Genomic DNA, 23,610 nt, shown 5'->3' with positions numbered 1-23,610 from the left:
CACGCGTTTAGTCCTCTGAATGCGGTCCTTGCGCTGGGCAACTACCGCATTCAGAGGACTAAATGCGTTCTGGGTCAGCCCTTGAAGACGCTCTTCCGCTGCGAAAGACGTTTGTACAGCGATTGCTGGATCGACTCCCGCACCTGGTCGGTCAGCGTGAACACCAGCATCGGGTCGTCGACGGCGTCCGCGTCGTAGGTGTCCGTGCGGATGGGCTCGCCGAACTCGATGCTCCACTTCGTCGGCAGTGGGATCACGCCGAGCGGGCCGAGCAGCGGGAAGAACGGCGTCACCGGGAAATACGGCAGGCCGAGCAGCCGGGCGAGCAGCTTGATGTCGCCCACCTTCGGGTAGATCTCCTCCGCGCCGACGACCGACACGGGAATGATCGGCACTCCGGCCCGCAGCGCCGCGGAAACGAAACCGCCTCGGCCGAAGCGCTGCAGTTTGTACCGCGACGAGAAGGGTTTCCCGATGCCCTTGAACCCTTCCGGCCAGACACCGACGAGTTCTCCCTTGCGCAGCAAGCGTTCCGCGTCGGCGTTGCAGGCGAGGGTCTGCCCGGACTTGCGCGCGAAGGAACCGACCAGCGGCACCTGGAACACCAGATCCGCGCCGAGGCCGCGCAGATGCCTGCCGCCGGGGGCGTGGTCGTGCACGGCGACGGCGGTCATCAGCGCGTCGAGCGGCAACGTGCCGGAGTGGTTCGACACCAGCAGCGCGCCGCCGTCGGACGGCAGGTTCTCGACGCCGAACGTGTCGACGCGGAACCACTTCTCGTACAGCGCGCGCAGCGGCGGCAACAGCAGTGTCTCGGTGAGCTCGGCGTCGAAACCGAACTCGTCGACGGTGTAGTCACCGGTCAGCCTGCCCCGCAGGAACCCCAGTGCCTTCTTGAGCGACTCCGGGAGCAGCTCCGAATCGGCGGGCTGGGTCTTGGCGGGTGGGACCCGCACCGGGCCGGGGAACTCGACCACAGGTGCGTCCGCCCGGCGTTCCTGCTGCTTCAGCAGCTCTTGCGCCTCTTCGGACTCGCGAAGATCCCGATTCGCCTGGGCGGCCGGGTCCGGCTTCTCTCTGCCGGGGCCGTGCAACGGGATGACCTGCGCTTCAGCGCCGCTCACGTTTTCCGCCTCGCCTTCGTGAGAGTTTTCGGGGGTGCTTCCGTAGGGCCTGCTCACCGGTTCGTCGCCTGCCCGGTCGCCGCGGCCACCAGTACCTTGCCCGCGAGCCCGGCGAGCCTGCCACCGTCCACCACGGGCCTGAGCCCGCGGCCGGTGATGTAGTCGTCGAACGCCTCACGCGTCGTCCAGCGCGGGATGTAGCCGAAGTCCTTCTTGAGCTTCGTGACGTCCACGACGCGGCCGAAGTTCAGCAGCCGGACCTGGTCGGCGGAGAAGTCGACCACGCGGGCACCGCGCAGCACCTTCCCGACCGACGGCACGACACCGCTGGGCATCGGCAGTCCGACCCGGCCGGCTCGCCGGATCGCCTGAGACAGGGTGAGTACCCCTTCCGAGCCGACATTGAACACGCCGGGCTTGTCTTCCAGCGTCGCCCGCTCGAAGACGCCCAGCGCGTCCGAGGCGTGCAGCAGCTGGATCCGGGCGTCGTAGCCGAAGACGGTCGGAACCACCGGCAGCGCGAAGTAGCGCGAAAGCACGGTGTCGATTTCGGGGCTGATGATGTTGGCGAACCGGAAGAGCGTCGTGGTGATGTCGGGACGGCGGCGCATGAGCCCGCGCACGTACCCCTCCATCTCGACGGCGTCCTTGACGTATCCGCTGGTCGAGGTGGGAATGAGCTCGGAATCCTCGGTGAAGACGGCCTGCGAACGCGCGCCGGCGCCGTAAACCGCGGCCGTGGACTTCACCACGAGCTTGCGCACGAGCGGCGAACGCTGGCAGGCCGCCAGCAGCCGCATCGTGCCGATGACGTTGACCTCTTTGAGCGCCGTGCGACGGGCGGGCCCGGCCGGATGCGCGGTGCACGAGGCGTGCACGACGGTGTCGACCTTGGCCGTGCTGATCACCTTGGCGATCAGCGGGTTGCGGATGTCGGCACGGATGTATTCGGCGTGGCCCATCCGCTGCAGCACCGACTTCGGCGGTGGCGTGGTGTCCACGCCGATCACCCGCTCGAACTCGGGATTGTTGCCGAGTCTGGCGAGCAGTTTCCCGCTAAGGTCTCCCCCGACCCCGGTCACGAGCACGATGTTCGACGGCATAGGACTCCCTGCGGCTTTCAGGCGGTTTCTCGGACTCGATCACGGGGTCCTGATGACCTTGAGTACGTACTGGATCTACCGAGTGTGCGCGACCTGCACTCACTGGAAGCATCGCGCGGCTGCCCTTGAGATGTTACCGCTCATTAGGGGTAGTCGAGGCAGCGCTTACATGCTATTAACCGGGCGCTCGCAGAGGGGATCCGTGTCTCACTCGAATGGATGGACGCTGCCCACTAAATGGGAGTGGCCCGCCCAGAAACTGGACGGGCCACTCACCGGCTGTGTCTTACTTGCCGGCCTTCCTACGCTGAACACGCGTCCGGCGCAGCAACTTGCGGTGCTTCTTCTTCGACATGCGCTTACGGCGCTTCTTGATCACAGAGCCCATCGAGAGCGCTCCTTCCTTCGTCGTCGGTCACGCTGCCCGGCGCAGCGTCCAACGGGTGGAGCGCACAGGCACGAGCGGTCTTCCAGGGTACCCGCGCCCCGGAAGGCGCCCTCCGGCGGGCACACTGTGCTCCGCGAAGCGAGCCTCAGCCCACGTCGAAGTACGCACCCTGTAGATATTCGTGAACAGCCTTTTCGGGGACTCTGAACGACTTCCCCACGCGCACCGCGGGCAATTCACCCGAGTGAACTAGGCGGTAGACGGTCATCTTGGAGACCCGCATCAGCGTGGCCACCTCGGCGACCGTCAGAAACTGGACCTGGCCCACTGAGGGCAGATCATCCTTCTTGTTCGGCGGCATGATTCACCGTGTCCTTCGACACGTGTCGCGCCACGAGGCTTCCCCACCTGTGGTATCGACACGCACGTGCTCTCCTGAGAGTAGCGGGACTGGTGGGACTAAAGCGACGCGAGTCACCGAGATGGGCCTGTCCGACTACGCATTTCGTCCTCTGAATGCGGTGGTTCGGCGTCGAACTACGCATTCAGAGGACTAAACGCGGGGGTCGTGGGCGGCGCCGAGTTCGGTCGAGCGGTCCTTCGCGGCCTCGATGGCGGCCAGGAGCGCCGCGCGGACGCCGTGCTTCTCCAGTTCGCGGATGGCGTTGATGGTCGTTCCGGCGGGCGAAGTGACGGCTTCGCGCAGCAGCACCGGGTGTTCGTCGGACTCCGCGAGCATCTTCGCCGCCCCGACCGCCGACTGGATGATCAGCTGACCGGCGAGCGCACGCGGCAGGCCGAGCAGGATCCCGGCGTCGATCATGGCCTCGACCAGGTAGAAGAAGTACGCCGGCCCGGAGCCGGACAACGCCGTGACGGCGTCCTGCTGCGACTCCGGCACCTCCACGACCTGCCCGACGTGCGAAAGCAGGTCCTTCACCACCGCGATGTGCTCGGCGGTCGCGTGCGCGCCCGCGGAGACCGCGCTCATGGCCTCTCCGACGAGCATCGGCGTGTTCGGCATGACCCGCACCACGGGGACGCCCTCGGCCAGCCTGCGCTCGTACAGGGCGGTCGGCAGGCCCGCGCACAGCGAGACCACCAGCGACTCCTTGCCGAGCAACGGCGCGAGGTCGGCCAGCACCGGGTCGATGTCCTGCGGTTTGACCGCGACGACCAGGACGTCCGCCCGGCGCGCGGCGTCGGCGACGGTGACCCCTTGAACGCCGTAGCGCTCGGTCAGCTCGGCCGCGCGCGCCGGATAGCGTTCGGTGAACAGCAGGTCATCCGGGCTGTGCCCGCCGTGCAGCAGGCCCGAGAGCAGGGCCTCTCCGATCTTTCCCGCACCGAGGACCGCGATCACACTCATGCCTTCTTCCCGTACTGGGTCACTTCGCGTCGCATGAGCGGACACTGTGTCGATGATTCGCTCGCAGGCTCGCTCATGCCGTTCAGCGTGCCAAACCGCCGTCAGCCGCCGGGCGCCGGGGCGAGCGCCAGCTGACGCGCCTGGCAGACCAGCCTGCCCTGCGCGTCCACCACGATGGCGTCCGAGTCGAACCAGGCCTCGTTCACCGACTGGGCCCGCACGATCACCCGCAGCCAGCCCGGCGCCGGGCGCGTGCGCAGCAACGCGGTCAGCTGCACGGTGGGCGCCCAGCCGACGCGGCCGAGGTTGTAGACCACCGGTGGATTCACGTCCCCCGCGAGCAGGGCGAAGAACGGATCCGGCAGACCGTGCCGCGGCCGGACCCACAGCCGCATCTTCGGCGGGTCGCCGATCCGGCCGTGCAGGTAGCCCACACTCGCCGGATCCAGCCGGACTTCGCAGCCCTTCGCCAGGTTGAACATGCCTTCGGAGGTCTCACCGGTGACGGACACCGCGCCGGGCGGCGGCTCCGCGGGCATGGCGGGGACGTCGGTCCACTCCGGCCGCCGCATCGGCAGCCGCCCGGTGGTCACCCTGGCCTCGACGCAACTGCGGCCCCGCTGCTCCAGCAGGACCGCGACGACCGAGGCGCGCCGTCCGACCTTCCGGACGTCGGTGCGCAGCAGCACCGGCCCCACCGCGGGCGGATGCAGGAACTCCGCGCTGATCGCCAGCGGCTCGGACGGCGGTTCGCCGCGTTCGTGCAGATGCGCGAGGGCGGTCCGCGCCATCAAGGCCATCAGGAAGCCGCCGTGCGGATGCCCGCCGATCGACCATTCCGTGCGCAGTACCGCGGTGAACGTGCCGTCACCCAGTGATCGCGTCGCACACGCCGCGTCGAAGGAGGTGACCGTGTCGTCGGCCGCGCTCACCGAGAACTGACCAAGGCCACGAGCCGATCCATCGGGGTGCGGGAGATCAACAAGCGCAGCTGGTTCACGGTCGGAACTTTACGTGTACCAGCGCCTGGAGTGCAGACAGGAATGAATCTCCGCACCCGGAGACGATCTTTGTCACTGGCCGAGGTGGAACCTCGCGAACAAGAGTGACTCCGCGAGGTCCCTCGATCGCTGTGCCGCGTTCGGCGACCGGCGGGTGTTGATCTCCAGTACGACCTGTCCGGCGAAATCGCTGCTCACGAGCTTTTCGAGGAGTTCGGCGCACGGTTCGATCCCGCGTCCGGGTACCAGGTGCTCGTCCTTCGGGAGGCCGGTGCCGTCGGCCAGATGGACGTGCGTAAGGCCGGAACCCATCCGTTCGGCGAGCGCGAGGGCGTCCATTCCCGCCGCCGCCGTGTGGGACAGGTCGAGCGTGTAGTGGCGAAACCCTACGTCCGTAGGGTCGATCGACGGCCGGAAGGCCGACACGCGCGCGGTCCGCGAGCCGCCGGGCGGGCGGACCTTGAACATGTTCTCGACCGCGATCTCGATGCCGCTTTCCGCTTCGAGTTCGTCGACGAGGTCACCGAACGCGTCGCCGTAGCGGCGCTGCCACCGGAACGGCGGATGCACCACCACCGTGCGCGCACCCAGTTCCAGCGCCGCGTCCACGGACATCCGCAGGCGCACCTCGGGATCCGGGGACCACACGCGCTGGGTGATCAGCAGCGACGGCGAGTGGATCGACAGCACCGGCACCCCGGTGCGGCGCGACCACCGACGCAGCGCGGTGACGTCCTGGCTGACCGGATCGGCCCAAACCATCACTTCCACGCCGTCGTAGCCGAGGTCGGCGGCCATCTCGAAGGCCGCTCCCGCCCGCAACGGCCAGACGGACGCGGTCGAGATCCCCACCGGAACAGGAACTGCCATTCCGGCATCCTCCCCGAGGCCGCTAACGGGCCACGAGGAGGAGTGCGGCCGGTGAGACCGTCACCACCAGTCCGACCAGTACCGCGAGCACCAGGGTCTGCAGGTCGTCCGCCTTGCGGATCTTCCGGACGATCCACACCAGCGCGACGATCACCAGCAGCGCGGCGACCAGTGCGGCGGCGGGGATGTTCACCCACAGCCAGTTGAAGCCCAGCCAGACCCCGGCACCGCCGACCACGCCGAGGGCGAGCTGACCGGCCAAGGCCAGCCATTGCTTGCCCGGTGAAGCGTTCTCGACGTACTCCTCGGGCTCGTCCTCTTCGACGACGTCCGCGTCCTGGTCGTCCTCGTAGTCGTCTTCGTAGTCGTCGGACCGGTAGCCGGCCGCCGTCCGGTCGAAGCCGTACTCCTCGCGTTCGAAGTCCGGGCCGCTGTCGGGGTAGGCCGGGTCGGCGAAGTCGCGCTCGTACTCGTCGAGGTCGTCCGGTGGCCGGTCGCGGTCGTCGAGCGAATGCGGCGGCACGAACGGCATCGGCGCCGGATGGGGAGAACCCATGGTCGGCGGCCCGGCGTCGAACGGATCCGGTTCGGGATCCGCCACCGGCTCGACGGGCGCGGCGGCCGCGGGCGGCGGCACCGGCGGGATCACGCCGATCTCGGTGTCCTCGGACTGCACCTTCTGGCGTCGCTTGCGCCAGCCCGCCAGCCCGGCGGGTACCTCCGGCTCGACGGGCGCGGGTGGCTTGGCTTCGGGAGCGGGCTCGTCACCCACCGCGGCGAACTGCTCGGTGCTCGGCTCGGCCTTGGGCTGGACCGGGCGGGCAGGCGGACGACGGCGCCGCACCGGTTGGGCGGGCGGGGTCGCGAACGCGCCGCCGGCCATCGGGCCGGGCTGGTCCTGGTCCTCGTCGACGCCCGCGTCGACGCCGCCGTCGAGTCTCGCCGAGAGACCGGTGGACGGTGGACCGGCCGGCGGCTCGGGGCGGCGGCGGACCGGCGGCACCGCGCCGCGCGTCTCTTCCGGACCGGTCGGCCGGGGACGGCCGCGCGGGGGCAGGCCGGTGGAATCGGGCATCCGCTGGTAGCCGCTCGACTCCTGGGGCGGGGCCGGGCGCGTGAACTGGCCGGACTGCTGCGGTGGCCGCTGCTGGTAGCCGCTCTGCTCCTGCGGCGGAGCCGGCCGGACGAACTGGCCCGACTCCGGTGAGGGAGGGACCGGCTTCGGCTGGACCGGCTTCGGCGGGGCCGGACGGGCGAACTGCCCGGACTCCTGCGGGGGCTGGACCGGCTTCGGCGGGCGCACCGGCGGTGTCTGGCGGGTCGGTGTCGACGCGACGTCCGGCGGCACCGGCAGCGGCGCGGAGTCCTGCTGCGGCGGCGTCTGCGGGCGGCCGCGACGCGGCGGGCGCGAGGGCGGCGGTGGGGTGTCGCCGGATACCCGGTCGATGATCGCCTGCGGCGCGGTGTCGCTCACCGACGGCGCGCGGCGGCCGCGCGTCGGCTCGGGAGCCTCGTCCTCGTCGTCGGCCGCGCGGCGTCGCCTGCGGCGCCCGCCTTCCGGCTGGGCTCCGTGCTGCGCGAGCAGCTCCGCCACGGTCTTCTGCGGCTGGCCGCTCTCTGTCTCGTCCGTCATACCGTGCTGTCCAATGCGCGCTCCAGCCGTTGCGAACCGGCTCGCGACGGGGCATCGGCGGCGTCACGCGCGCTAGTGGCCGTCATCCGCATTTCCGTCACCTCTTCACCGTGCCCGTTCTCCTTCGACGAAGTCCAGTCGGGCGCTGCCGCCCCCAGTCTCGTCCGCACCATTCGAATGGTCCAGCCGCCGCAGGATGACACCTTCGCGCAGCGCCCACGGGCAGATCTCCAGTTCTTCCAGTGAAAGCGCCCGCATGGTGGCCTGTGCGACGAGCGCGCCCGCCACCAGCTGATGCGCCCTGCTCGCGCTGACCCCCTCGAGTTGTGCCAGGTCATGGGCGGTCATCCGGGAGATGAACGCGATGAGCTGGCGCAACGCGGTGTCGGTCAGGGTACGGCGCACGTGCGGCCCGCTGGCCGACGGCGCCGCCCCGGTCAGTCGAGCGAGTGACCGGAAAGTCTTCGACGTCGCCACGACACGATCGGGTTCACCCAATTTGGCGACCTTCTTCGCGAGCGTGCCGAGCTGTTCTTCGAGCCAGGCCGAAGTCGCGATGAGTTCCGAGCGGGACGGCGGATCGTTCCGGAACCTCGTCCGGGTGGTCCTGCCCGCGCCCAGCGGGAGTGACTCGGCCAGCTCGGGCTCCTCGTCACGGCCCATCGCGACCTCGAGTGAACCGCCGCCGATGTCGAGCACCAGCAGCTTGCCCGCCGACCAGCCGAACCACCGGCGGACGGCGAGGAAGGTGAGCCGGGACTCGTCGACCCCGGAGAGCACCTTCAACTCGACGCCGGTCTCCTCTTGGACCTTCGCCAGCACCTTGGGGGCGTTCTTGGCCTCGCGGACCGCGGAGGTCGCGAACGCCATGACGTCTTCGCAGCCGAGCCGCAGGGCCGCCGCCTTCGCCGATTCGACCGCCCGCACGAGGCTGTCCGCGCCCGCGCGGCTCAGGTCGCCGTTGCGGGTGATCTGCTCGGCGAGCCGGAGGACGGCCTTTTCGGAATGCATCGGGGTCGGGTGGGCGCCACGATGGGCGTCGACCACGAGTAAATGGACGGTGTTGGAACCGACGTCGAGTACCCCTAGGCGCACGAGCGTCTACGGTACCCGCCCGCACGTCAGGTCACGAAACCGTAACCGTGATCTGTATCGCAACAGGCGGGTACCAGGCCGATCAGGTTTCGAACTTGTAGCCGAGGCCACGCACCGTGACCAGATGCCGGGGCGAACCCGGATCCGGTTCGATCTTGGACCGCAGCCGCTTCACGTGGACGTCGAGCGTCTTGGTGTCGCCGACGTAGTCCGCGCCCCACACCCGGTCGATCAGCTGTCCGCGGGTGAGCACGCGGCCCACGTTGCGCAGCAGGTACTCGAGCAGGTCGAACTCCTTGAGCGGCAGGGACACCTCCTGGCCGTCGACGGTCACCACGTGCCGCTCGACGTCCATCCGTACCGGCCCGGCGGACAGCACCAGCGGCGCCAGTTCGCCCTCGGCGCCGGGCTCACCGCCGCGGCGCAGCACCGCCCGCACCCGCGCGATGAGCTCGCGCGCCGAGTACGGCTTGGTGACGTAGTCGTCGGCGCCGAGTTCCAGCCCGACGACCTTGTCGATCTCGCTGTCCCGCGCGGTCACCATGATCACCGGGACGGCGGACCGCTGCCGGAGCTGCTTGCAGACGTCCGTTCCGCTCATTCCGGGGAGCATGAGGTCGAGCAGGACGATGTCGGCGCCGTTGCGGTCGAATTCCTCGAGCGCCTGCTGTCCCGTTCCGGCCACGGCGGCGGTGAAGCCCTCCTTGCGCAGCAAGAACGCGAGCGGGTCGGCGAACGACTCTTCGTCCTCGACGATGAGAACCCTCGTCACAGGTTTCCTCCATGGTCGGGGCTTTCTTGCCCTGTTGCCACGAGACGGGGTGTCCGCTCGGGGGTCTTCTCCGGCCGGGATGCCGGCGGAGTCTGTTTGGCGGCCGCCGGCGGTTCGGCACCGATATGCGCGGGGATCCGCAGGGTGAAGGTCGACCCGGTGCCGGGACGGCTCCAGAGGCCGACCGAACCGCCGTGGTTGGCCGCGACATGCTTGACGATCGCCAGGCCGAGCCCGGTCCCGCCGGTGGCCCGCGACCGCGCCTTGTCCGCGCGGTAGAACCGCTCGAAGACCCGCTGCTGCTCGTCCTCGGCGATGCCGATGCCGCGGTCGGTCACCGCGATCTCGACCTTGCCGTCGACCAGCCGCCTGCTGATCGACACCGGGCTGCCCGGCTGCGAGTACGCGACCGCGTTCTCCAGCAGGTTCGACAGTGCGGTGACCATCAGCGTCCGGTCACCCTCGATGAGGAGCCCGCTCGCCGCGTCGGTGGTGATGGTGATCTGGGCGGATTCGGCCGAGAGGGTGGTCCGGCCAAGCGCCTCGCGGACGACGGCGTCGACTTCGACCACGTTCAGATCGGGCAGCCGCTCGGCGCCCTGCAGCCGCGACAGCGCGATCAGCTCGGTGACGAGCTGGCCGAGCCGGGTCGACTCGCGGAGGATCTTGCCGCCGAACCGGCGGACCTCCGCCTCGTCGTCCGCGGCGTCGAGGACGGCCTCGGTGAGCAGCGCGATCGCGCCCACCGGCGTCTTCAGTTCGTGGCTGACGTTCGCGACGAAGTCCCGCCGGACGGCTTCGAGGCGGGCCGCCTCGGAGTGATCGACGGCCTCGACCACGGTGAACCCGTCACCGAGCGGGCGGACCTCGCCGAGGACGGCTTCCGGCTGGCGGCCCCTCGCCTCCAGCGGCGACAGGTCGATCTCCACCGGCTCTTCGGTCTCGACGACCTGTTCGGCCGCCTTGCGGGCCCGCGGATCGGCCTGGTTGACCTTCACCAGGCCCAGCTCGAAGGCGCGGGGGTTGTGCAGGACCATGTCGCCGAACTTGTTGAGCACGACGACCCCGTTGTTGCTGGAGCGCACGAGCCGTTCGAGCAGTTCGGCCACGGTGGGCCCGGTCGGGCGGCGCTCCTCGCGGCGGGCCCGGCCCCTCGCGATCAGGAAGCCGAAAACCACACCGACGATCAGTCCGCCGACGGCAAGGGCGAGGGCAACAGGCGTGGTCACAAGGGAATCGTAAGCGTCCGGGTAGCCTTTTGGCCTAGTACTGGATCCGTACTCGTGATGCCTATGACACCTGGCGACACCCTGTTCGCCTGCAGGTCAGACCCCGTTCACGTGACCGATCCCTGGCCGAGATCTACCGGGTGAGGCGGGTCACCCGAAGCGGGCAGGTCGACGGCCCCCGGCGCCCGGATTCCTGCTTTCGTCGCCGTTATCCCGGCTCCGCCTATCCCGCCTACGGGGAAATAGCGACGTTCCCGCCACAGTCGCCGGGGAATGTTGGGAGACTGTCGCCGTGGAACTCGTCAGTGACATCTCCCTGATCCGTGGAGAAGAAGAGCTGTTCGACCGGACGGCTCATCTGTTCGTCGCGGCGACCGACATCGCGTGCGCGGCCGACGATCTGTACACCTGGGCGCTTTCCCGGCCGTCACTCACCAGACAGGGCGAGCGGCTCGTGCACGACAAGCGGATCCGCAAGCTGTACCGCCCCGGTGTCCTGCTCAACGAGCAGACCGCGCAGCACCTGCACCGCCTCTCCCGGCTGGGCGCGCAGATCCGGATCGGCACCGAGGAGATCAACGAGACCATCCTGCTCGACGAGCGGGTCGCGATCATGGCGGGCGACGAGGGCAAGGCGGTGCGCTCCTACAGCGTCATCTCGCGCCCGGAGCTCGTGCAGGGCATCCTGTCGTTGTTCGAAACCGCCTGGCAGGCGGCCGCCACGCTGGAGACGTTCGACGCGCGGTTCGCCGACATCCGGATGGAGGCACCGCAGATCCTCGAGTTCCTGACCACCGGCTGCAAGGACGACAAGGCGGCGAAGAGTCTCGGCATGGGCGTGCGCACCTATCAGCGGCGTGTTTCGGAACTGCTGGTCGCGCTCGGCGTGACCTCGCGGATCCAGGTGGACGCGCGAGCGCGGGAGCTGGGCCTGCTGTGAAACGCCGCTGGGCAGGGCTCGCCGTGCTGCTCGCGCTCGCGGGCTGCACCACCACGGTCTCCGGCGCCGCGCGGCCCGAGCCGGAGAGCCCACCGGCGAACCTCGCCCTCGTCAACCCGGCACAGACCGCTTCGGTGCTCGGAGCGGTGAAGACGGCCATCGAAGCGGTGTTTTCCTACGACAGCACGGCCCTGCCGGCGCACGAGAAGGCGACCAACGAACACCTGGCCCCCGCCGCGCGCGAAGAGGTGGCGAAGTTGCTGACCACGGTCCGGAACTCGCCGGAGCCGGTCAAGCTGGTCACGCGGGTGATCGTCTCGGCAGCCGTCGAGCAGACCCCCGACAAGGCCCAGGTGCTGACGGTGGTCGACCAGAACAGCACCCGGGCGGCCGCCACCAGCAAGGGCATCGCGTCGGTACTGCTCTCGACGACGCGCGAGGGCGACCGCTGGCGGATCGGCGAGATCAAGGTGAACCCGACGCGGGTCCAGCTGCCGCCCGAGAAGCCGGGCGCGGGCGACCGCGCGATCGCGGTGACCCGGGACTCCGCCCGCGACGGCGGTCTGCGGATCGCGGAGACCCTGCTGCATGTGGATCCCGCCGATCCGGAAGGCACCTACGCTCGCTACGAATCCGTCGCGACCGGACCGCTGCTGACCCAGTTCCAGCAGGGCAAAGCGGCTCAGGTGACCCAGATCCGGAGCGCGGGCACGAAGTCGTCGATGGATCCGAAGTCGATCGCGGCGGTGATGGAGCTCGTGGACGACAAGGCGAGCGTGCTGCTCTACGCGACCACGAACGTCGTCGACGCCCAGGGCAAGGCCCAGGAGAAGAACCTGCCGATCGTCCTGCGCCTGCAGCGTCTCCCTGAAGGCTGGAAGGCCGCCAACATCGAGCTGGTCCAGGCCCTCCCCTGACGCAATTCGTCCTCTAAACGCGGTGGTCCGTAATACGAACTACCGCGTTCAGAGGACGAAACGCGAGCTAACGACCCTGGTTCGCGACGGCGGCCGCGGCTTCCTTGGCGGCCTCCGGGTCCAGGTAGGTCCCGCCGGCGGTGACCGGCTTGAGGTCCTCGGTCAGGTCGTAGCGCAGCGGGATACCGGTCGGGATGTTGAGCCCGGCGATGGCGTCGTCGGAGATGCCGTCGAGGTGCTTCACCAGCGCCCGCAGCGAGTTTCCGTGCGCGGCGACCAGAACGGTCTTGCCGGCGCGCAGATCCGGCACGATCGCGGACTCCCAGTACGGCAGCAGCCGCGCGACGACGTCCTTGAGGCATTCGGTCAGCGGGGCGGCGTCACCGAGGTCGGCGTAGCGCGCGTCGCCGACCTGGCTGAACTCGTCGGCCGGGTCGATCGGGGGCGGCGGGGTGTCGTACGAACGACGCCAGAGCATGAACTGCTCCTCGCCGAACTCGTCCAGCGTCTGCTTCTTGTTCTTGCCCTGAAGCGCGCCGTAGTGCCGCTCGTTGAGGCGCCAGTCGCGCTTCACCGGGATCCAGTGCCTGTCGGCGGCGTCGAGCGCCAGGTTGGCGGTGGAGATCGCCCGGCGCATCAGCGAGGTGTGCACGACATCCGGCAGCAGACCGGACTCGGCGAGCAGCTGCCCACCCTTCCGGGCCTCCTGCTCGCCCTGCTCCGAGAGCGGCACGTCCACCCAACCGGTGAACAGATTTTCGGCGTTCCACGTGCTCTGCCCGTGACGCAGCAGCACCAGAGTCCCAAGCTCAGCCATGCGCCCAGCCTGCCAGAGTGAGCGGAAGCGCCGGTCAGAGGGCTGGAATTGCCCGTTCTTCTACGGAGAGTGCGTTACCCATGGGTAACACCTCACTCGTCCAGAAGACGGGCTGCCAACAAGCGCGAATCCGCGAAATTCGAACTGCACTCCGTTATCCCGGTTTGCGAAGTTCACTCCAACGGAGTAACGGGTAGTCTTGTGATTACAGGTGGAGATCTGACAGGTTGACTACGTCCCGCGCGGCCGGATTCCACGCACTCCCCGGCTCGACGCGGGTGACGACCGCGACTCGTCTCCCCCCTGCCGAGTCGCGGCGCCCGCCGGCCCCGTTGGCATCCCCCTCGTCACCGGGTCCACCCTGGCGGGAACTTCAGCGGGGCGGCTCGAGATCGCGACTCCCCCCTCCCTCGAGCCGTCCCGCCTAGTTCTTTTCCATGCCTCGTTCAGTCCAGCGGTGGCGCGGACGGCAGATCGGACGCCGTCGCCATCGCGGGCGTCGCCGAGCGGCGCCGCTTGCGCAGCCACCACACCAGCGCGGCCGCAGGGATCCCGAAGACCAGCAGGAACGGCGCCATCGCGCCGATCACGGTCAGCAGGCCACCGCCGAAGGTCAGGAACGCGTCCCAGCCGCCGGCCAGCCCGCCGAAGAACCCACTCTGCGATTCCTCCTTCGCCGCGACCGTTTCCGCCTTCACCTGCAGGGATATTGTCGACATGGCGACACTTCCGGCGAGGCTCTCTCGACGTTTCTGAAGCGACTCGAGTTCGGCTTCGCGGCTCGTCAGCTCGCTCTCGACCGAAGCGATCTCCGACACCGACGTCGCCCTCGCGAGCAGCGCGCGGATGCGCTCGACACTCGCCCGCTGGGTGGCCAGCCGCGAATCGACGTCGACCATCTGCTCGGTCACGTCCGTCGCGGTGACCTCACGCTTGACCTGCTTGCCCAGCTTTCCCAACTGGTCGAGCACACCGTCGAGGCGATCCGAGGGGACGACGACGTTGACCGACGCCCGCTTCTCCTGGGTGCTTTCCTGTCCGGTGTAGCCGGCGGCGCCCTGGGTGATGACGCGCACCTGCGAGATCACGTCGCCCACGTTCGGCGCGGTGAGCTCCAGGTTCGCCGTGCGCACCAGCTTGCGGTCGGCGAGCCCCGGTTGCCCGACGGGTACCGGCGCCTTCTGCTGGCCCGCTTTCCCGGCGCTGTCGCCGTTCTCCTTGTTCGGCGCGCCCTGGTTCGGCGCTGCCTGCCCGTCCGCCGACATCGGCTGCGCGGCGGATTTCTCGCCGGAGTCGTTCGCCGAGCAGCCCGCGAGCGCCAGCGCGATCCCGGCGGCGGCGACCCATCTCCATCGCTTGTGCATCAAACCGTCTCCCTCCAGTGTTGCGGAGAGAGACGGAGCGGAACCCGGCGCCGTTGCACCGTCCGGGTCACGAGTCGGTCAAGGCTCCTGGTTCGTGTCCATTCGAAGGTTCCACGAGATGCTTGAAAGCCTGCAGGTTCGCCAGTGATTCGCCACGCGAAACCCGCCAGTCCCATTCACGTTTGATCGATTCGGCGAATCCGAGTTCCAGCAGGGTGTTGAAGTCGCCGTCGGCGGCTTCCAGCACCTGCCCGAGGATCTTGTCCAGTTCGGCCTCGGTCACCGTGTCCAGGCCGAACCGGCCGACCAGGTAGATGTCGCCCATCGCGTCCACCGTGTAGTGCACGCCGTACAGCTTCGCGTTGCGCCGCAACAAAAAGCGGTAAACGTCCGCATGGGACTCATCGGGACGGCGGCAGACGAAGGCTTCGACGGCGAAAGCGTGATCCCCGGCGACCAGCCAGCAATTCGTCTGCAGTTTCTTGGTACCGGGCAAGGTGACGAAGTACTTTCCCTCACCACGTTTGTCGTACTTCAGCTCCGCGTTGTCCAAAGAGGACTGCAAAATCTCGTCGAGCGTCAAACCGCCACCTCCGCGCGCTGTTCGAGGGCACGCCGGAACGCGCCGGTCGCTTGAGCGTACGTGTCGAGCAGCCGGTCCGTCGTGCGGCGCCAGGAAAACCGCTGCGCGTGCACGACGGCGTTCGCCGAAAGTTCGGCACGCCAGCCGGGCCGCAGGGCGACGTTCGCGAGCGCGCCGGCCCAGTCCTTCGGATCGTGCGAAGGAACCAGCAGCCCCGAAACGCCGTGCGGGACCGCGACCGGCAGCCCGCCGACCTCGGCCGCGATCACCGGCGTCCCACAGGCCTGCGCCTCGAGGGCGACGAGCCCGAACGACTCGTTGTAGCTCGGCACGGCGACGATGTCGGCCGCGCGATAGACCTCGACCAGCGCCGCGCCCGGCTGCGGCGGCATGAACCGGGTCTGCCGCTCGATGCCGAGGGAGACGGCCAGTTCACGCAGGGCCTGCGGCTGCTCCAGTCCGTTCCCGGACGGCCCGCCGACGATCAGCACGACCAGCCGCGACGCCAGCTCCGGCCGTTCGCGCAGCATTTCGGCCGCGGCCAGCAGGAGGACGTCCGGTGCCTTCAGCGGCTGGATCCGGCCCGCGAAGGCCAGCACGATCGCGTCCTGCGGCAGCTCCAGCGCCCGGCGCGCGGCCGACTGCGAACCCGGTGTGAAGCGGTCGAGGTCGACACCCGGCGGAATGGCGTGCACGGCGTGCGGGTCGGCGTCGTACAGCTCGATCAGTTCGCGGGCCTCGACGCGGGTGTTCGCGACCAGGCAGTCCGCCTCGGCGACGACCTGCTCCTCGCCGATCACGCGGGTGCGCGGTTCGGGGGTGTCGCCTTCGGCCAGCGCGGCGTTCTTGACCTTGGCCAGGGTGTGCGCGGTGTGCACCAGCGGCACGCCCCAACGGTCGCGGGCGAGCCAGCCCGCCTGGCCGGAGAGCCAGTAATGCGAATGAATGAGGTCGTAGTAACCGGGCTCGTGGAAGGCCTCGGCCCGCAGCACCCCGGCGGTGAACGCGCACAGCTGCGCCGTCAGCTCGTCGCGGCCCAGTGGCTCGAACGGCCCGGCCGGGATGTGCCGCACCAGTACGCCGGGCGCCAGCTCGGCCACCGGCGGCTGATCCGAGGACGTGGCCCGCGTGAACACCTCGACCTCGACACCGCGGCGGGCCATCTCGGTGGCCGTCTGGCTCACGTAGACGTTCATCCCACCGGCGTCACCGGTACCCGGCTGTTCCAGCGGAGAGGTGTGCAACGACAGCACCGCGACGCGCCTGGGCGCGGCATCGAACCCGTACAGAGGGAACGTCACCTGGTCAACACTCCTGAAGTCCTACTGATCGGCGAACCCGCGCAGCAGGCCACCGAACTCCTCCGCCACTTCGGCGAACGGGAGATGCCCCACCTCAGGTAGCCAACGCACGACGGCCCCCGGAATCTTCCCGGCCGCGTACTCCGCGGACGTCGGATCGATCACAGCGTCCGCGAGACCATGGACGATCAGGGTCGGTTTGTCCAAATCGCGAAGTACGTCCTCGCTGCCGATGTCGCGCCGGAACAACGCGGAACGCACCGAAGGCGGCGTCGCGAGACTGGCGCCGAGCAGGCCTTGGGTCAGCGTCCCCGACACCGGCGAGGCGGTCATCCGCTGGCTGAACCGCACCAACGCCGGAATGGCGACCGCTGGATCGTCCGACAGCACCGCCGGGATGGCTTCGCGCATGGCGGGACCGACCTTCCCGCCCGGACGATTCTTGCCGATTTCTGTGATCGCGCCCACAAGTACGACGCCGCCGAGCCGTGTGGAACCGTGCACGCGGAGGTAATCCGTGATCACCAAACCGCCATACGACCAGCCGACGACGATCGCGTTTTCACCGGCGAAGTCGAGCACGGAGGCGAGGTCCTCGGCCCAGACCCGGGGGTCGTCGTAGCCGGCGGAGGGGGCTTCGGAGTCCCCGTGCCCGCGCAGATCCATCGCGACCAGGCGAAACCGCTCGGACAGCGCGGGATCGGCGAGCTGGGGCGCCCAGGCCCTGGCGGACTGGGCCCAGCCGTGCACGAACACGATCGGACGGGTGTTCTCGGCGCCCTCGACCCACAGGCCGATCCGCGTCCCGCCGTAGCCGACTACTTCGGTCTTCATGCCAGCACTTTATGGGTTTTCGCCAAGGCGGTCGTGAGTGGCGATGACGGTTGGCGCGGACCGGGGCCGGCGCGCTCGCTCGCGATGGCGGGGGATCGTTGCGCCTCGACCTTGAGCCGAGAGCGTTTCTTGACGGTAAGGCAAACGTGGCGTGTCTCGGCGCGGGTCGAGGGCATCGACTGGGTGGATTTCGGGACGTTGGATGACCAGAAATCCACCTCACCTTCCCCAGTACATGATGGCCACGAGCCGCTCGCTACTTGATCGCGGACAGGGCCTTCCAGGACTTCCAGTCGTAGAACCAGTTCTTGACGTCCGACTTGGTCGGGCTGCCCAGCTTCGAACCGGTGATCTCGACCGGGTCGCCGATCATCGCCGAGTCGAAGTACTTCTTCGCGTCCGCTTCGAGCAGGTTCACGCAGCCGTGCGAGGTGTTGGCCTTGCCGATGTTGGCCGCGTTGTCCTGGTTCTCGTGGATGTACTCGCCGTTGTTCGAGATCCGGCAGGACCACTTCTTGTTGACGTTGGTGTAGCCGTAGCGCGCGTTGTCGAACCGCGCCATCGGCTCCTTCGTCATCACGATGAACGTGCCGTTGGGGGTGTTGCGCTGGACGTCCCCGTCGAGCCCGTTCGAGCACGGGTAGCTCGCCGACTCGGCCCCGCCGCGGTAGACCTTCATGACGTGGTCCGGGGTGTGGATCTTGACCACCTGGTTGCGGCCGATCTTGAACTTGGTCGTGACGTCGGCCTTGCCGTACGCGCCGCCGCCGAGCGCGACGCCGTAGAGCTTCGCTTCGACGCTGACCGTGATGTTGGCGGGCCAGTACTCCTTGGGCCGCCAGTCGACCTGCGTATCCGACAGCCAACCCCAGGAGCCCTCGACGTCCTTGTCGGTCTTCACCTTGAGCGCCTTCTCGGCGGCCGCCTTGTCCTTGACCGGCGACGCGAACTTCACGCTGATCGGCATGCCGACGCCGACCTCGGCGTCGTCGGTCGGGTTCAGCGTGGCGCGCACCTCCTTGGCCGGTTTGACCGTGGTGAACGTGCCCTTGAGCTCGGCGGTCTTGTTGTCACTGCCGGTGGCCTTGGCGGCGTAGGTGTACGTCTTGCCGTAGCCGAGGACCTCGGAGGCCGTCCAGGTGAGACCGTCGGCGGAAAGTTCGCCCTTGACGTCCTTGCCGGACTCGCCGGTGACCTTGACCTCGGTGAGCTTGCCGTCGGCGACCTTCACCACGACCGGCGTCACCACGGACGCGTCCTTGGCGTCGACGGCGGGCTCGGCGGTGATCTTCGCGACCGGGGGCGCGGAGGACTCTCCTTCGCCACCACTGCCCTGCGGTTTGGCGTTGCCGCCTTCTTCGCTGGAGCAGGCAGCTGCCAGCATGGCCGCTCCCGCGGCGAGCGCGGCCTTGAACACCGTGCGCCGTTCGATCACCGTGAACCTCCCATTGACCCCCATGCGAGTACCTACCCGCTCAGCGCTGGGGACCTCTCCGACGTTACCCGCGGCGACGGAACTCACCCTCGCCCCTCACTGGGTAGACGCGCGGGGCCTCCGCCTGGTTGTTCCGGCTACCCGCATTTCGTCCTCTGTATGCGGTCTTTGCGCGCGCAAGAACCGCATTTAGAGGACGAAATGCGACAGGGGGCTAGAGCGAGCAGTTGATGAGGAGGGGTTCGGGGTGCAGCGAAACACCGAAGCGAGCCTTGACGCCGTCGCGCACTTCGCGAGCCAGGGCAAGGAGGTCGGCGGTCGACGCCTTCCCCCGGTTCGTGAGCGCGAGAGTGTGCTTCGTCGACAGCGAGACCCGGCCTCCTGGCCCTTCGTGTCCCTTCGCGAACCCCGCCCGCTCGATCAGCCACGCCGCGGACAGCTTCGTGCCGCCGGGCGCCGGATACCTCGGCACGCGCACGTCCTCACCGACGACGTCGACGATTTCCGCCAGCACCTTCGCGACCTGCGCCTCCCTGATGATCGGATTGGTGAAGAACGAGCCCGCGCTCCAGGTGTCGTGGTCGTCCGCGTCGAGGACCATGCCCTTGCCGCGACGCAGTTCGAGGACCGCTTCGCGCGCTTCGGCCGCCGGGACGCGATCACCGATCTCGACGCCGAGCGTGCGGGCGAGTTCGGCGTAGCGGATCGGGGCCGAGAGGCCGTCTTCGGTGACGTTGAAGCGCACCGTGAGCACGACACCCGCGTCGGTCCCCTTCAGGATCGATGTGCGGTAGCCGAACCCGAGCTCTTCGGCGGTCAGCGTCCGGATCTCGCGGGCGGCGCGGTCGTAGAGGTCGACCGAGACCAGCGACTCGGCCACCTCACAGCCGTAGGCGCCGACGTTCTGGATCGGCGTCGCGCCGACCGAACCGGGGATCCCGGAGAGACATTCGAGCCCGCCGACGCCCTCGGCGACGAGACCCTCGACGAAACCGTCCCAGTTCTGCCCGGCCGCGACCTCGACGAGACCTTCGTCACGTGTCCAGCCGGTGTTGCCGACCTTCAGGAGCGCGCCGTCGAAGCCCTCGTCGGCGACGACGAGGTTCGAACCGCCGCCGAGCAACAAGACCGGCTCGCCCGCGTCGTCGGCCTCGCGGACCGCGTCGACCAGGGCCTGTGCCGTCGTCGCCTCGGCGTAGCGCCGCGCCGGGCCGCCGAGCCGCAGCGTGGTGTGGTCGGCGAGGGCGACGTGCTGGGTGGGAGTTTCAGCGGTGCTCACGCCCGTGAACGGTACTGTCTGGCGCCATGGCCTCCCGTATCGAGCACCGCACAGCCTTCTCCGCCGACGTCGCGAGCACCTGGGACGCGGTGTCGAGCGAGGCGGCGCTGCGGGCCAGGCTGGAGCAGATCGGCGGGGACGACGCGGAACTGCTGGAGTACGTCACGACCGCGGACGGCGTGCGCTACAAGCTGCGTCAGGGCATCAGCTCGGACAAGCTCCCGTCCGCCGTCCGGACCCTGCACCGGGGTGACCTCGTCGTCGAGCGCGAGCAGACGTGGCGCGCCGACGGCGACGGGTACACGGGCGTCGCGACCGCGTCCGTGAACGGTGTGCCGGGCGAGATCACCGCGAAGACGTCGCTGACCGGCGAAGGCGGGCGGACGACGCTGACCAACAGCGGCGAGGTCAAGGTGCGGATCCCGTTCGTCGGCGGGAAGCTGGAGGGCGTGATCGCCGAACAGGTCGTCAAACTGCTGGAGCGCGAGGCCGAATTCGTCGCGAAGTGGCTGGCCGAGCGCTGAAACCGGTCGGGGCACCGACTCGCGGGACGACCAACCCCAACCGGCTCCGCCGCGTGGACCGGTGGCTCGCGAGCGACGCGGGCGTGACCCGGCTGCTGCGCCGCGCCGACGAACCGCTGGTGGTGGACCTCGGCTACGGCGCTTCGCCGGTGACCACGGTGGAGATGGCGCGATGGCTGCGCTCCGTGCGTCGCGACGTCCGGGTGCTCGGCCTGGAACTGGACGCCGAACGGGTGGCCGTGGCGCAGGCGTGTGTCGACCGGCCATGGCTGGACTTCCGGCGCGGCGGCTTCGAACTCGCCGGGACCCGGCCGGTGCTGGTGCGCGCGTTCAACGTGCTTCGGCAGTACGACGAAGCCGAGGTCACCGGCGCCTGGTCGCTGATGCTGGACGCGATGGCGCCGGACGGGCTCCTCGTCGAAGGCACCTGCGACGAGATCGGGCGGCTGAGCACCTGGGTCGCCGTCGGGCACGACGGCCCTCGCGCGCTGACCCTGTCGGTACATCTCGCCAGCCTGGAACGTCCGTCCACAGTGGCCGAACGACTGCCCAAGATCCTCATCCACCGCAACGTTCCCGGCGAGCGCATCCACGATCTACTGTCCACTTTGGACATCTCCTGGGCGACGGCGGCGCCGCATCAGAACTTCGGCGTCCGTGCCCGCTGGGCGCACACCGTGCATCTGCTCACCGCGCGCGGCTGGCCGGTGCTGAGCCGTCCGTCGCGCTGGCGGCTGGGCGAACTCACCGTGCCTTGGTCGTCGGTGGCCCCGGGCTAGGAATTCACCGGTCGAACCCCGCTCCGTCACCCCAAAGCGACCTGCGGTGATCACCATGTAACCGTGGAACTGCTGGAGTACGTCACCGAACTGCTTCGGGGCTCGCTGGGATCACCCTGGCTGTGGGTGATCGTGTTCCTCGTGTCCGGGTTGGACGCGCTCCTGCCGTTCATGCCGAGCGAGACGACCGTCATCACCGTCGCCGTCCTGATCGGCCCGGATCCGCCGCAACTGGTGCTGCTCGCCGTGATCGCCGCGCTCGGGGCCTGGCTGGGCGACTGCCTCGGCTACACCGTCGGCGCCGCGGCCGGCCCGCGAGCACTCGCCCGCCTGCAACGCGGTCCGGACGGGACCCGGCGCTACGAATGGGCCAAGATCCAGGTGCGGCGCAACGCGGTCCTGCTGATCCTCGCCGCCCGCTACCTGCCCGGCGGCCGCGTCGCGAGCGGACTCGCCAACGGCAGCCTCGGCTACCCGCCGCACAAGTTCGTCCCACTCGACGCGCTCGGCGCGAGCGTCTGGGCGGGCTACAGCGTCCTGATCGGTCTGGTCGGCGGAGCCGCCTTCGCGGACGAACCGGAGAAGGGCCTTCTGTTGTCCTTCGCACTCGGCCTGCTGCTGGTCGGAGCGATCGAGATCGGACGCCGCGTCCGCGTCCGCATCCTGACCCGGCGCCGCGCCGCGGCCGGGACCAGCGACAATGGTGTGCGTGTCAAACCCTGAACGCCGCTACGTGATCTCCTTCGGCTGCCCCGACCGCACCGGCATCATCGCCCGGATCTCGGGTTTCCTCGCCGAGCACGGCGGCTGGATCGTCGAAGCCGCGTACCACACCGATCCGGACACCGGCTGGTTCTTCACCCGCCAGGTCGTCCGCGCCGATTCGCTCCCCTTCGACGCCGCGGAACTGCGCTCGCGCTTCGCCGACGTCGCGGAGTCGCTTTCGGCCGAGTCAAGCTGGCAGGTCAGCGACACCGGCGAGCGCCGCCGCGCCGTGATCCTCGTCTCCAAGGCCGGGCACTGCCTCTACGACCTCCTCGGCCGTGTCGCGTCCGGCGAACTGGACGTCGACGTCGCCGCGGTCATCGGCAACCACGAGTCGCTCGGCGACATCACCCGCGCGCACGGCATCCCGTTCCACCACGTCCCGTTTCCGGCCGGCGACGCCGCCGCCAAGGCGCCCGCCTTCGCCGAGGTGCGGAAACTGGTCGACGAACACGACCCGCACGCCGTCGTCCTCGCCCGGTTCATGCAGGTCCTGCCCCCGGAACTGTGCGAGGCCTGGGCCGGGCGGGCGCTCAACATCCACCACAGCTTCCTGCCGTCGTTCGTCGGCGCGCGGCCGTACCACCAGGCCCACGCGCGCGGGGTGAAGCTGATCGGCGCGACCTGCCACTACGTCACCGCCGACCTCGACGCGGGCCCGATCGTCGACCAGGACGTCATCCGGGTCGACCACGGCGACTCGGTCGAGGACCTGGTCCGCAAGGGCCGCGACATCGAAAAGGTGACGCTGGCGCGGGGACTGCGGTGGCATCTGGAGGGCCGCGTGCTGGTGCACGGGAACCGGACTGTCGTCTTCTAGTGGTTGACTGGGTCCATGGGGACTCCAGAGATCAAGGTGATCGAAACGCTCGACGCGCTCCGCGAGCATCTCGGCCACCCGACCGAGCGGACCAAGGGGAAGATCATCCCCTTCATCGACCCGCACGCGCGCACGCTCATCGAACGCTCGCCGTTCTACCTGCTGGCGACGGCATCGTCCGAGGGCACCTGTGACGTGTCGCCGCGCGGTGACCCGGCCGGTTCCGTGAAGGTGCTCGACGACCGGACGCTCGTGCTGGCCGACCGGCCCGGCAACAAGCTGCTCGACAGTCAGACCAACATCATCGAGAACCCGTACGCCGGACTGCTGTTCCTGATGCCGGGAATGAACGAAACGCTGCGGGTCAACGGCCGCGCGAAACTGGTCGCGGACGCGCCGTTCTTCGACGACCTCGTGGTCAAGGGGAAGCGGCCCGCGCTGGCGATCCTGGTCGAGGTCGAAGAGCTGTACCTGCACTGTGCCAAGGCGTTCCTGCGGTCCTCGCTGTGGAAGCCGGAAACCTGGCCGGAGCGGTCCGTCCTGCCGAGCGCCGGGCAGATCTTCCGCGATCAGCTGAAGCTGGACATGCCGGTCGAGGAACTGGACGCGGCGCTGACGCACGGGGCGCTCACGACGCAGTACTGAGTCCCTGACGCGCGCAATGAAGG

The 23,610-nt window shown here is 69.1% G+C and carries 25 protein-coding genes; 7 read left to right on the top strand and 18 right to left on the bottom strand.

From position 1 onward, the window contains the following. Positions 1 to 74: 74 nt before the first annotated feature. The 11 genes from AVL48_RS27145 to AVL48_RS27100 form a co-directional block, all read right to left on the bottom strand. The gene (locus AVL48_RS27145; protein ID WP_061980134.1) at positions 75 to 1,181 is read right to left on the bottom strand and encodes a lysophospholipid acyltransferase family protein; all 1,107 of its coding nucleotides are present in this window, start codon (positions 1,179 to 1,181) and stop codon (positions 75 to 77) included. After that, a complete protein-coding gene (locus tag AVL48_RS27140; RefSeq protein ID WP_061980135.1) occupies positions 1,178 to 2,227 on the bottom strand; it encodes an NAD-dependent epimerase/dehydratase family protein in 1,050 nt (349 codons plus the stop codon). The genes AVL48_RS27145 and AVL48_RS27140 overlap by 4 nt, the downstream gene beginning before the upstream one ends. A 286-nt stretch (positions 2,228 to 2,513) precedes the next feature. Beyond that, positions 2,514 to 2,615, bottom strand: coding sequence for a 30S ribosomal protein bS22 (locus tag AVL48_RS38615; RefSeq protein WP_007030867.1), 102 nt, complete (start codon positions 2,613 to 2,615; stop codon positions 2,514 to 2,516). 145 nt (positions 2,616 to 2,760) lie between these two features. Further along, on the bottom strand, positions 2,761 to 2,976 hold the full coding sequence (locus tag AVL48_RS27135) for a helix-turn-helix domain-containing protein (protein ID WP_016330918.1): 216 nt from the start codon (positions 2,974 to 2,976) through the stop codon (positions 2,761 to 2,763). Positions 2,977 to 3,168: 192 nt separating this feature from the next. After that, on the bottom strand, positions 3,169 to 3,984 hold the full coding sequence (gene proC / locus AVL48_RS27130; RefSeq protein ID WP_061980136.1) for a pyrroline-5-carboxylate reductase: 816 nt from the start codon (positions 3,982 to 3,984) through the stop codon (positions 3,169 to 3,171). Between the two features lie 101 nt (positions 3,985 to 4,085). Beyond that, positions 4,086 to 4,916, bottom strand: a complete 831-nt coding sequence (locus AVL48_RS27125; RefSeq protein WP_061980137.1) for a thioesterase family protein — start codon at positions 4,914 to 4,916, stop codon at positions 4,086 to 4,088. A gap of 141 nt (positions 4,917 to 5,057) precedes the next feature. Further along, complete coding sequence (locus AVL48_RS27120) at positions 5,058 to 5,855, bottom strand: sugar phosphate isomerase/epimerase family protein (RefSeq protein ID WP_061980138.1); 798 nt, start codon at positions 5,853 to 5,855, stop codon at positions 5,058 to 5,060. 22 nt (positions 5,856 to 5,877) lie between these two features. After that, positions 5,878 to 7,488, bottom strand: coding sequence for a hypothetical protein (locus AVL48_RS27115; RefSeq protein ID WP_082857774.1), 1,611 nt, complete (start codon positions 7,486 to 7,488; stop codon positions 5,878 to 5,880). A gap of 105 nt (positions 7,489 to 7,593) precedes the next feature. After that, entirely contained in the window at positions 7,594 to 8,583 is a 990-nt protein-coding gene (locus AVL48_RS27110) for a Ppx/GppA family phosphatase (RefSeq protein ID WP_061980139.1), read from the bottom strand. A gap of 82 nt (positions 8,584 to 8,665) precedes the next feature. Further along, positions 8,666 to 9,355 (bottom strand): response regulator transcription factor, encoded by a 690-nt coding sequence (locus tag AVL48_RS27105; protein ID WP_037319339.1) that lies wholly within the window; start codon positions 9,353 to 9,355, stop codon positions 8,666 to 8,668. After that, positions 9,352 to 10,584, bottom strand: a complete 1,233-nt coding sequence (locus tag AVL48_RS27100; protein ID WP_061980140.1) for a sensor histidine kinase — start codon at positions 10,582 to 10,584, stop codon at positions 9,352 to 9,354. Before AVL48_RS27100 ends, AVL48_RS27105 begins: the two co-directional genes overlap by 4 nt. A gap of 292 nt (positions 10,585 to 10,876) precedes the next feature. Here AVL48_RS27100 and AVL48_RS27095 point away from each other — a divergent pair, with 292 nt between their 5' ends. After that, positions 10,877 to 11,524 carry a response regulator transcription factor gene (locus tag AVL48_RS27095; protein ID WP_061980141.1) on the top strand — a complete coding sequence of 216 codons (648 nt, stop codon included), beginning with the start codon at positions 10,877 to 10,879 and terminating at the stop codon, positions 11,522 to 11,524. Next, the gene (locus AVL48_RS27090) at positions 11,521 to 12,441 is read left to right on the top strand and encodes a hypothetical protein (protein ID WP_061980142.1); all 921 of its coding nucleotides are present in this window, start codon (positions 11,521 to 11,523) and stop codon (positions 12,439 to 12,441) included. Before AVL48_RS27095 ends, AVL48_RS27090 begins: the two co-directional genes overlap by 4 nt. A 67-nt stretch (positions 12,442 to 12,508) precedes the next feature. Here the strand turns inward: AVL48_RS27090 and AVL48_RS27085 are convergent, their stop codons facing one another. The 7 genes from AVL48_RS27085 to AVL48_RS27055 form a co-directional block, all read right to left on the bottom strand. Further along, complete coding sequence (locus AVL48_RS27085) at positions 12,509 to 13,258, bottom strand: phosphoglyceromutase (protein ID WP_034310552.1); 750 nt, start codon at positions 13,256 to 13,258, stop codon at positions 12,509 to 12,511. Positions 13,259 to 13,704: 446 nt separating this feature from the next. Then, positions 13,705 to 14,622, bottom strand: a complete 918-nt coding sequence (locus AVL48_RS27080; RefSeq protein ID WP_061980143.1) for a DUF4349 domain-containing protein — start codon at positions 14,620 to 14,622, stop codon at positions 13,705 to 13,707. Between the two features lie 67 nt (positions 14,623 to 14,689). Next, on the bottom strand, positions 14,690 to 15,205 hold the full coding sequence (locus tag AVL48_RS27075) for a type III secretion system chaperone family protein (protein ID WP_061980144.1): 516 nt from the start codon (positions 15,203 to 15,205) through the stop codon (positions 14,690 to 14,692). Continuing rightward, on the bottom strand, positions 15,202 to 16,506 hold the full coding sequence (gene mshA / locus AVL48_RS27070; RefSeq protein ID WP_082857773.1) for a D-inositol-3-phosphate glycosyltransferase: 1,305 nt from the start codon (positions 16,504 to 16,506) through the stop codon (positions 15,202 to 15,204). Before mshA ends, AVL48_RS27075 begins: the two co-directional genes overlap by 4 nt. A 21-nt stretch (positions 16,507 to 16,527) precedes the next feature. After that, positions 16,528 to 17,340: an alpha/beta fold hydrolase gene (locus AVL48_RS27065; protein ID WP_061980145.1), complete on the bottom strand. Its 813-nt coding sequence runs from the start codon at positions 17,338 to 17,340 to the stop codon at positions 16,528 to 16,530. A gap of 256 nt (positions 17,341 to 17,596) precedes the next feature. After that, positions 17,597 to 18,775, bottom strand: a complete 1,179-nt coding sequence (locus AVL48_RS27060) for a L,D-transpeptidase (RefSeq protein WP_061980586.1) — start codon at positions 18,773 to 18,775, stop codon at positions 17,597 to 17,599. A 214-nt stretch (positions 18,776 to 18,989) separates the two neighbouring features. Next, complete coding sequence (locus AVL48_RS27055) at positions 18,990 to 20,054, bottom strand: UDP-N-acetylmuramate dehydrogenase (protein WP_061980146.1); 1,065 nt, start codon at positions 20,052 to 20,054, stop codon at positions 18,990 to 18,992. A 26-nt stretch (positions 20,055 to 20,080) separates the two neighbouring features. Between AVL48_RS27055 and AVL48_RS27050 the strand changes: the two genes are divergently transcribed. From AVL48_RS27050 to AVL48_RS27030, 5 genes are all read left to right on the top strand, one after another. Then, on the top strand, positions 20,081 to 20,578 hold the full coding sequence (locus AVL48_RS27050) for a DUF2505 domain-containing protein (protein WP_061980147.1): 498 nt from the start codon (positions 20,081 to 20,083) through the stop codon (positions 20,576 to 20,578). Then, a complete protein-coding gene (locus AVL48_RS27045; RefSeq protein ID WP_061980148.1) occupies positions 20,560 to 21,357 on the top strand; it encodes a hypothetical protein in 798 nt (265 codons plus the stop codon). The genes AVL48_RS27050 and AVL48_RS27045 overlap by 19 nt, the downstream gene beginning before the upstream one ends. A gap of 63 nt (positions 21,358 to 21,420) precedes the next feature. Continuing rightward, entirely contained in the window at positions 21,421 to 22,080 is a 660-nt protein-coding gene (locus tag AVL48_RS27040; protein ID WP_061980149.1) for a DedA family protein, read from the top strand. After that, the gene (gene purU / locus AVL48_RS27035; protein WP_177242250.1) at positions 22,058 to 22,942 is read left to right on the top strand and encodes a formyltetrahydrofolate deformylase; all 885 of its coding nucleotides are present in this window, start codon (positions 22,058 to 22,060) and stop codon (positions 22,940 to 22,942) included. The genes AVL48_RS27040 and purU overlap by 23 nt, the downstream gene beginning before the upstream one ends. Positions 22,943 to 22,957: 15 nt before the next feature. Next, positions 22,958 to 23,587 carry a pyridoxamine 5'-phosphate oxidase family protein gene (locus tag AVL48_RS27030; RefSeq protein WP_061980151.1) on the top strand — a complete coding sequence of 210 codons (630 nt, stop codon included), beginning with the start codon at positions 22,958 to 22,960 and terminating at the stop codon, positions 23,585 to 23,587. Positions 23,588 to 23,610 lie beyond the last annotated feature (23 nt).

It is taken from the genome of Amycolatopsis regifaucium (genome assembly GCF_001613935.1).
GTDB classification, from domain to species: Bacteria; Actinomycetota; Actinomycetes; order Mycobacteriales; family Pseudonocardiaceae; genus Amycolatopsis; species Amycolatopsis regifaucium.
This window is presented reverse-complemented; position numbering and strand designations above follow the sequence as displayed.

Excerpts from the sequence above, each read along its gene's own strand:
- AVL48_RS27140 (WP_061980135.1), bottom strand. The coding sequence starts at position 2,227 with ATGCCGTCGAACATCGTGCTCGTGACCGGGGTCGGGGGAGACCTTAGC.
- AVL48_RS38615 (WP_007030867.1), bottom strand. The coding sequence starts at position 2,615 with ATGGGCTCTGTGATCAAGAAGCGCCGTAAGCGCATGTCGAAGAAGAAG.
- AVL48_RS27135 (WP_016330918.1), bottom strand. The coding sequence starts at position 2,976 with ATGCCGCCGAACAAGAAGGATGATCTGCCCTCAGTGGGCCAGGTCCAG.
- proC (WP_061980136.1), bottom strand. The coding sequence starts at position 3,984 with ATGAGTGTGATCGCGGTCCTCGGTGCGGGAAAGATCGGAGAGGCCCTG.
- AVL48_RS27120 (WP_061980138.1), bottom strand. The coding sequence starts at position 5,855 with ATGGCAGTTCCTGTTCCGGTGGGGATCTCGACCGCGTCCGTCTGGCCG.
- AVL48_RS27115 (WP_082857774.1), bottom strand. The coding sequence starts at position 7,488 with ATGACGGACGAGACAGAGAGCGGCCAGCCGCAGAAGACCGTGGCGGAG.
- AVL48_RS27085 (WP_034310552.1), bottom strand. The coding sequence starts at position 13,258 with ATGGCTGAGCTTGGGACTCTGGTGCTGCTGCGTCACGGGCAGAGCACG.
- AVL48_RS27080 (WP_061980143.1), bottom strand. The coding sequence starts at position 14,622 with ATGCACAAGCGATGGAGATGGGTCGCCGCCGCCGGGATCGCGCTGGCG.
- AVL48_RS27065 (WP_061980145.1), bottom strand. The coding sequence starts at position 17,340 with ATGAAGACCGAAGTAGTCGGCTACGGCGGGACGCGGATCGGCCTGTGG.
- AVL48_RS27050 (WP_061980147.1), top strand. The coding sequence starts at position 20,081 with ATGGCCTCCCGTATCGAGCACCGCACAGCCTTCTCCGCCGACGTCGCG.
- purU (WP_177242250.1), top strand. The coding sequence starts at position 22,058 with ATGGTGTGCGTGTCAAACCCTGAACGCCGCTACGTGATCTCCTTCGGC.
- AVL48_RS27030 (WP_061980151.1), top strand. The coding sequence starts at position 22,958 with ATGGGGACTCCAGAGATCAAGGTGATCGAAACGCTCGACGCGCTCCGC.